This is a genomic window from Pseudoalteromonas lipolytica, from assembly GCF_001306915.1.
Taxonomy (GTDB): domain Bacteria; phylum Pseudomonadota; class Gammaproteobacteria; order Enterobacterales; family Alteromonadaceae; genus Pseudoalteromonas; species Pseudoalteromonas simplex.
The window spans coordinates 1-656 of sequence record NZ_LJTC01000043.1 but is presented as its reverse complement, the minus strand read 5'-3'; the positions used below and the strand labels follow the sequence as shown (position 1 = coordinate 656).

The 656-nt window shown below is 67.5% G+C and carries 1 pseudogene; it reads left to right on the top strand.

Features of this window, described 5'->3' with window-relative positions:
* A pseudogene (gene glnD / locus AOG27_RS21395) lies at positions 1–656 on the top strand ([protein-PII] uridylyltransferase); the annotation flags it as partial.

Sequence of the window (656 nt, the reverse complement as noted above, 5' to 3'; positions counted from 1 at the left end):
TCCTCAGCCAGGGCCAGGCCTTCCTGTGGCAGGTGCGCTACGCCCTGCACATGCTCACCGACCGCGCCGAGGACCGCCTGCTGTTCGACCACCAGCGCACCATCGCCGAGCTGTTCGGCTTCCGCGACACCCCGGAGCGCCTCGCCGTCGAGCAGTTCATGAAGCGCTACTACCGCCACGTGACGGCGCTGGCCGGCCTCAACGACATGCTGCTGCAGCACTTCGACGAGGCGATCCTCCACGCCGGCGAAGCCCTGCCGGTGGAGCCGCTCAACGAGCGCTTCGAGATCAAGGATGGCTATATCCAGGCGCGCTCGCGCACCGTCTTCCGCGACCGCCCCTCGGCGCTGCTCGAGCTGTTCCTGCTGATGGCCGAGCACCCGGGGATCGAGGGGGTTCGGGCCGACACCATCCGCCAGATCCGCGACCATCGCCACCTGATCGACGACCTCTACCGCGATGACGTACGCCACCAGAGCCTGTTCATGGAGCTGCTGCGCTCCGGCGGCAACGTGGCACGCCAGCTGCGGCGCATGAACCGCTACGGGGTGCTGGGCAAGTACCTGCCGGAGTTCGGCCGCGCCGTGGGGCTGATGCAGCACGACCTCTTCCATATCTACACCGTGGACGCCCACACCCTGCATCTGCTGAAGTTC